Origin of the sequence: Pedobacter africanus (assembly GCF_040548825.1) — a bacterium.
Lineage (GTDB): Bacteria > Bacteroidota > Bacteroidia > Sphingobacteriales > Sphingobacteriaceae > Pedobacter > Pedobacter africanus_A.
In genome coordinates, this window is sequence record NZ_JBEPSL010000010.1 from 1 (window position 1) to 5,153 (window position 5,153).

General features: G+C 42.8%; 6 protein-coding genes and 1 pseudogene. 2 read left to right on the forward strand and 5 right to left on the reverse strand.

Annotated features, from left to right (window positions below; all coding sequences use genetic code 11):
• A pseudogene (locus tag ABIE26_RS26490) lies at positions 1–216 on the forward strand (Rpn family recombination-promoting nuclease/putative transposase); the annotation flags it as partial.
• Positions 217–270: 54 nt separating this feature from the next.
• Here the strand turns inward: ABIE26_RS26490 and ABIE26_RS26495 are convergent.
• The 5 genes from ABIE26_RS26495 to ABIE26_RS26515 form a co-directional block, all read right to left on the reverse strand.
• On the reverse strand, positions 271–1,245 hold the full coding sequence (locus ABIE26_RS26495) for an aldo/keto reductase (RefSeq protein ID WP_310147124.1): 975 nt from the start codon (positions 1,243–1,245) through the stop codon (positions 271–273).
• 81 nt (positions 1,246–1,326) lie between these two features.
• A complete protein-coding gene (locus ABIE26_RS26500; RefSeq protein ID WP_310147122.1) occupies positions 1,327–1,896 on the reverse strand; it encodes a Crp/Fnr family transcriptional regulator in 570 nt (189 codons plus the stop codon).
• A gap of 131 nt (positions 1,897–2,027) precedes the next feature.
• A complete protein-coding gene (locus tag ABIE26_RS26505) occupies positions 2,028–2,795 on the reverse strand; it encodes an ABC transporter permease (RefSeq protein WP_310147120.1) in 768 nt (255 codons plus the stop codon).
• On the reverse strand, positions 2,796–3,557 hold the full coding sequence (locus tag ABIE26_RS26510) for an ABC transporter ATP-binding protein (RefSeq protein ID WP_310147118.1): 762 nt from the start codon (positions 3,555–3,557) through the stop codon (positions 2,796–2,798).
• A 13-nt stretch (positions 3,558–3,570) separates the two neighbouring features.
• Positions 3,571–4,464, reverse strand: coding sequence for a pentapeptide repeat-containing protein (locus tag ABIE26_RS26515; protein ID WP_310147116.1), 894 nt, complete (start codon positions 4,462–4,464; stop codon positions 3,571–3,573).
• A 203-nt stretch (positions 4,465–4,667) separates the two neighbouring features.
• Between ABIE26_RS26515 and ABIE26_RS26520 the strand changes: the two genes are divergently transcribed.
• A complete protein-coding gene (locus ABIE26_RS26520; RefSeq protein ID WP_354376273.1) occupies positions 4,668–4,925 on the forward strand; it encodes a DUF4394 domain-containing protein in 258 nt (85 codons plus the stop codon).
• Positions 4,926–5,153: the final 228 nt, after the last annotated feature.

A 5,153-nucleotide genomic window follows, 5' to 3' on the forward strand; every position in this document is an offset into this window, starting at 1 on the left:
ACGCCGGAAGAGATGAATGCCTATCAGAAAGAACTCAAAAGAAAACGGGATAATTATAGCCACGACCAATATATCCTGGAGCAGGGATTAAAGCAGGGCAAACATGAAAGATCAGTTGAACTGGCACATGAAATGATTGCTGAAGGCTATGCAATTGAAGAAATAATCAAATTGACCAAGCTAACAAAAGAAGAAATTCTTTCCCTGGGAGTGTAAAATAAACTGTGTCTCTAGCTTTCAAAATACGCTTCCAATCATCAATTTTATGGTTTATTTTCGTCCTGTCGCTTCTTGTATCTGTGTAGAATAGCGCTCGCCAATGATTTTGATTGTCGCCAATGCAGAATTTATTTTGCTTAATTCGTCTGTTGTCAAAGTAATGTTGTCAGCACCAATGTTTTCTTGTACGCGATGCAATTTTGATGTTCCCGGGATCGGAACGATGAAAGGTTTTTGAGCCAACAACCAACCCAAGGCAATTTGTGCAGGTGTGGCATTTTTGTCTGTCGCTATGGAAACAACCAAATCAACTAATGCTTGGTTGGCTTCTCGGTTTTCTTTACTGAAACGTGGGGAAAAATTTCTTATATCGTCTTTGTCAAGTTCAACATTTGCGTTGATTGTTCCTGTCAAAAACCCTTTGCCTAACGGACTGAACGGAACAAAGCCAATTCCTAATTCTTCCAATGTAGAAATAATGTCTGTTTCGGCTTCACGGTAAAACATTGAATACTCACTTTGCAAAGCCGTTACGGGCAAAACAGCGTGAGCCTTACGAATGATTTCGGCAGGCGCTTCCGACAAACCAAAGTGTTTTACTTTACCTTGCCCGATTAAGTCTTTTACCGTTCCTGCAACGTCTTCAATCGGCACATTTGGGTCAAAACGATGTTGGTAAAACAAATCGATTACCTCAATTCGTAATCGTTTCAAAGATGCTTCAGCAACGGCTTTTATTGTTTCGGGGCGACTGTCTAAACCAAACCTTACATTTCCATCTTTGAAGCCGAATTTTGTTGCAATCACAACTTTGTTGCGAAATGGTTCAAGTGCTTCGCCAACCAACAATTCATTTTCGCCATAGCCTTGTGCCGTGTCAAAAAAAGTAATGCCATATTCAACTGCCGAACGAATTAATTTTATACTTTCTTCTTTTGTCGGTGCGTTTGGAAAACTCAAACCCATTGTACCAAAACCCAATGCAGATACTTCTAATCCGCTGTTTCCTAATTTTCTTGATTTCATTTTTTCTTGATTTTAAAATTTGACACCACAAAGGTTGCTCAATAAAAAATGAAAGCATTTGCCATTTGGCAAAAAGTGATTTTAGCTGATATTTTTTCTAATTCTGCTCAAAGAAGATTGCGTAACACCTAAATAAGAAGAGATGAACGACAAAGGAACACGATTAACCAAAGTCGGGAATTTTTGAATAAAATCAAGATAGCGTTCTGTTCCGTCTTGCGAAACTAATCCGCCGCGTCTTTCAATTTTTTCTCTATGATGTTTGGCGGTTATTTTTTGAATAATAGTGTCCCAACCAATAATCGTTTCGGAAATTTCTTTCCAATCTTGTTTTGAAAAAACAACCAATTTGCAATCAGTAATGGCAGACAAATATTCGGAAGGCGTGTAAACTTCGTCAACCGTGTTTCCTGATAAAATCAGATGGTTTTCGTCAATAAAGTAGCGTGTAATTTCTTCACCTTTGTTGTTGTAGTAAAAAACACGAATAACACCGTCCGTTAGGAAACCAATTTGTTTCACAGTTTTTCCTGCTTCCCAATAATAGTCGTCTTTGCGAAGTGCTAATTCTCTCGCTTTGCTTGTAATAAGATCAATTTGTTGTTTGTTCAAATTGCCAAACTGTAAAATGTAGTCAATAAATTTTTCCATTCAGCAAAGTTAGAAATTGTTGTTTGTCGGGTATTTGTCATTTGGCAAAAAAATGCAGGGTGGTGGGTGGGCTTGGTTAGTTGTCTAATGTATAAGTATTTCGAACATGCCAGATGGGTACCAGTCTATAATCAAATCTGTTTTTTATACGCCCGCATTGCAAAAACATACCCCAGAAACATAATACCAATACACCATGCAAGCGCAACCCATATTTCATTACCTACCGGCTGATTGGAAAGCAGTGCACGGATGGTTTCCACTATTGAGGTTACCGGCTGGTTTTCAGCAAAGGCACGAACGGGCCCCGGCATCGTATCTGTAGGTACAAATGCCGAACTGATTAAAGGCAGGAAGTGGATGGGATAAGCAATCGCAACTGCGCCGTCTACTGATTTTGCCAACAATCCGGCAATCGCCGCAATCCAGGCCAGGGCCAGGGTAAATAGCATTAGTACACCAGCCACTGCAAGCCATGACAGTATACCTGCAGGCGAGCGGAAGCCCATAAGAAGGGCTACCAGGATGATCACAGCAATTGAAATTGCATTGGATACTACCGAAGTCAGTACATGGCCCCATATCGCCGCCGAACGGGCAATAGGCATGGAGTTGAAACGCTCAAATATGCCACGTTGCACATCGTTAAATAGCCGGTAAGACACATAGCCTATGCTGTTTGCAATAGCAATGATCAGTATACCGGGCAGCAGATAATTTACATAGTTATCAGTACCAATTTTTATTGCCCCTCCTAGCACATAAACGAATACCAGCATAAGCGCAATAGGCATGATGGCAACTGTGATGATGGTGTCCATACTACGGAAAACATGCCGCATGGAACGCCCAAGCATAACAGCCATATCCGAAAAAAAATAATTCCTTGTAGTTTCCATTTAGATTTCCTCCTTTTTTGCAACAATGGCAAGAAATATCTCTTCCAATGTCTGTTGTTTTTCAATGTATTCTAATTTTGCCGGTGGGAACAGTTTTTTCAGTTCCCCAAGCGTGCCACTCACGATGATCTCCCCGTTATGAAGAATGGCAATTTTATCGGCCAGCTGCTCGGCCTCATCCAGGTACTGGGTAGTCAGAAATACGGTTGTACCACTGCCCGAAAGCTCTTTGATCATCTTCCAAACCTCAATACGAGCTTCGGGATCCAGCCCGGTGGTCGGCTCATCAAGGAAAATGATTTTCGGATTTCCTACAAGGCTCATCGCAATATCCAGCCTGCGGCGCATACCTCCTGAATAGGTTGCAGCCCTGCGATTCGCGGCATCTGTTAAGCCCAGCCGTTTAAGCAAATGATCTGCCACCTGATGCGGGTTGATCAGATGCCGCAACCTGGCAATCATGATCAGGTTTTCCCTACCCGTTAAAATTTCATCCACAGCCGCAGATTGTCCTGTCAGGCTGATCGAAGCCCGCACACCAGCTGGGTTTGAAACAACGTTAAACCCGTTTATAACAGCACTTCCGCTGTCTGGCCTCAGTAGTGTACTTAGTATCTTCACAATTGTGGTCTTACCTGCCCCGTTGGAGCCGAGCAGGGCAAAAATACTGCTCCTTTCCACCTCAAAATCTACACCTTTCAGGACATAGACCTCCCCATAGGACTTTTGCAGGCCCTTCACTTGAATTGAATTGTTTTGCATATGTTTTCTTTTTTTATATCACAATAACCTTCGATAAATCGTCCACCCATAAGCCTTTAAGCCCGGCATAGGTCAGCTTATCCATTTTCGCCCCGTCAAAACATACGGTCTTAAAAGCGCGGTAGGATTTATTTGTCAGCGAAAAAGGTAAACGGAATGAGACGTTCCTGAGTGTAGCGCCGGTAAACGATACGTCGTTCAGCGCAGATTTGTCAAACCGGACACCGCTGAAGGTATGTCCCTCAAAACGCATCCCCCGCAGATCGGAATAGTTGAAATCAACGTCGTTAAAGATACAGTTGTCAAATATGGTTTCCCTGAGGTCAATCATAGTCAGCTTTACGTCGGTTAGCTGTGCATCAGTAAATTTTGTTCCTGGCAGCAGCGACTTGTTAAAGTCGGTACGTACCAGGATGGATTTGCGAAAGCTCGCCCCTGTAAGATCAGTGATGGAAAAGCGGCAGTCTGTCAGATTTGTTTCGTCAAAAATGGCTTCACCGGCATCACTCACATCAAACAAGGTGCCCGTCAGGTCGGCACCAGTAAAGTCAGCCCCGCGGAGCGGGCTTGCTTTGAATTTCCCTTTGTGTAAAACGACCCCGGCAAAGTCGCTTCCTTCCAGGTTCACCGCAGTAAGATTTACCGGCATCTGCCGCCCTTCAGGCTGGTCGGTTTTTGGGGCTGTTTCATTGGCCGCTGAGGGGAAGTTTTCAGAAAAATAGTTGAGGTCAACACCCAGAATTTCCGCAATCCGGTTAAAAGTGGTAATGTCAGGCATGGATTCACCGCGTTCCCACTTTCCAACCGCCTGCGGACTGATAAATAGCAGCCCCGCTAGCTGCGCTTGTGAAATGTTTATTCTTTTTCGTCCTTCGGCAATTTTGCTGCCAATGATCTTTGTTTCCATAACAACTGATTTTGTTTATTTCCAACATGGCAAATATATCCAGGTTTATTCCTGAAAATGGCAAAAAAGACAACACTATTAGTTGTTATAGCACTACTTCTGGTTGTGTTTAGGGTTAAGGCTGGGGCTACCTCCAGCCTTTATTGTTTTAAAACCAGAAGCTGTTAAAAAAAGTAACGCGCAACAATAAGCCTTATTACGATATCGGCGCTGTCAATAGCTCGCTGTACAGGCAGGATTCGCCCAATGCGGGGGTTGTAGTTTTAGTAGGCCGACTGGGCATAGCGGCGGCTGAAGCCAATGGTTTTGACATTAGTGGCAGTTCAAATAAAGCATATGCATTATTTACAACCGGTGGTACGGCCAAACTCTACAGCATTAACCTTGAGACAGGTGCGGCTACGGCTTTAGGGGATTTCCCGGCATCGGTAAAAGGACTTGCTGTAGCGCTAAATCAATAATGTCTTCATGGTACAGGTTATCTTACCCCCAAAGGATCCGCACTTTCAGGCAAAGTAAAAGAACATAGGTTTATCCTCCTTAATTTGATTTAATGCCATTGTTGTCTAAAATTAATTGATAATGATATATGGTATCTAGAACTTTAACAGAAATTGTCTCCGGGTTTCCATAGACCTTTGTTATGGAACCATCATTGCACGTTTGTAAAAAATGATTTAGGTTCTTTT

Excerpts from the sequence above, each read along its gene's own strand:
- ABIE26_RS26495 (WP_310147124.1), bottom strand. The coding sequence starts at position 1,245 with ATGAAATCAAGAAAATTAGGAAACAGCGGATTAGAAGTATCTGCATTG.
- ABIE26_RS26500 (WP_310147122.1), bottom strand. The coding sequence starts at position 1,896 with ATGGAAAAATTTATTGACTACATTTTACAGTTTGGCAATTTGAACAAA.
- ABIE26_RS26505 (WP_310147120.1), bottom strand. The coding sequence starts at position 2,795 with ATGGAAACTACAAGGAATTATTTTTTTTCGGATATGGCTGTTATGCTT.
- ABIE26_RS26510 (WP_310147118.1), bottom strand. The coding sequence starts at position 3,557 with ATGCAAAACAATTCAATTCAAGTGAAGGGCCTGCAAAAGTCCTATGGG.
- ABIE26_RS26515 (WP_310147116.1), bottom strand. The coding sequence starts at position 4,464 with ATGGAAACAAAGATCATTGGCAGCAAAATTGCCGAAGGACGAAAAAGA.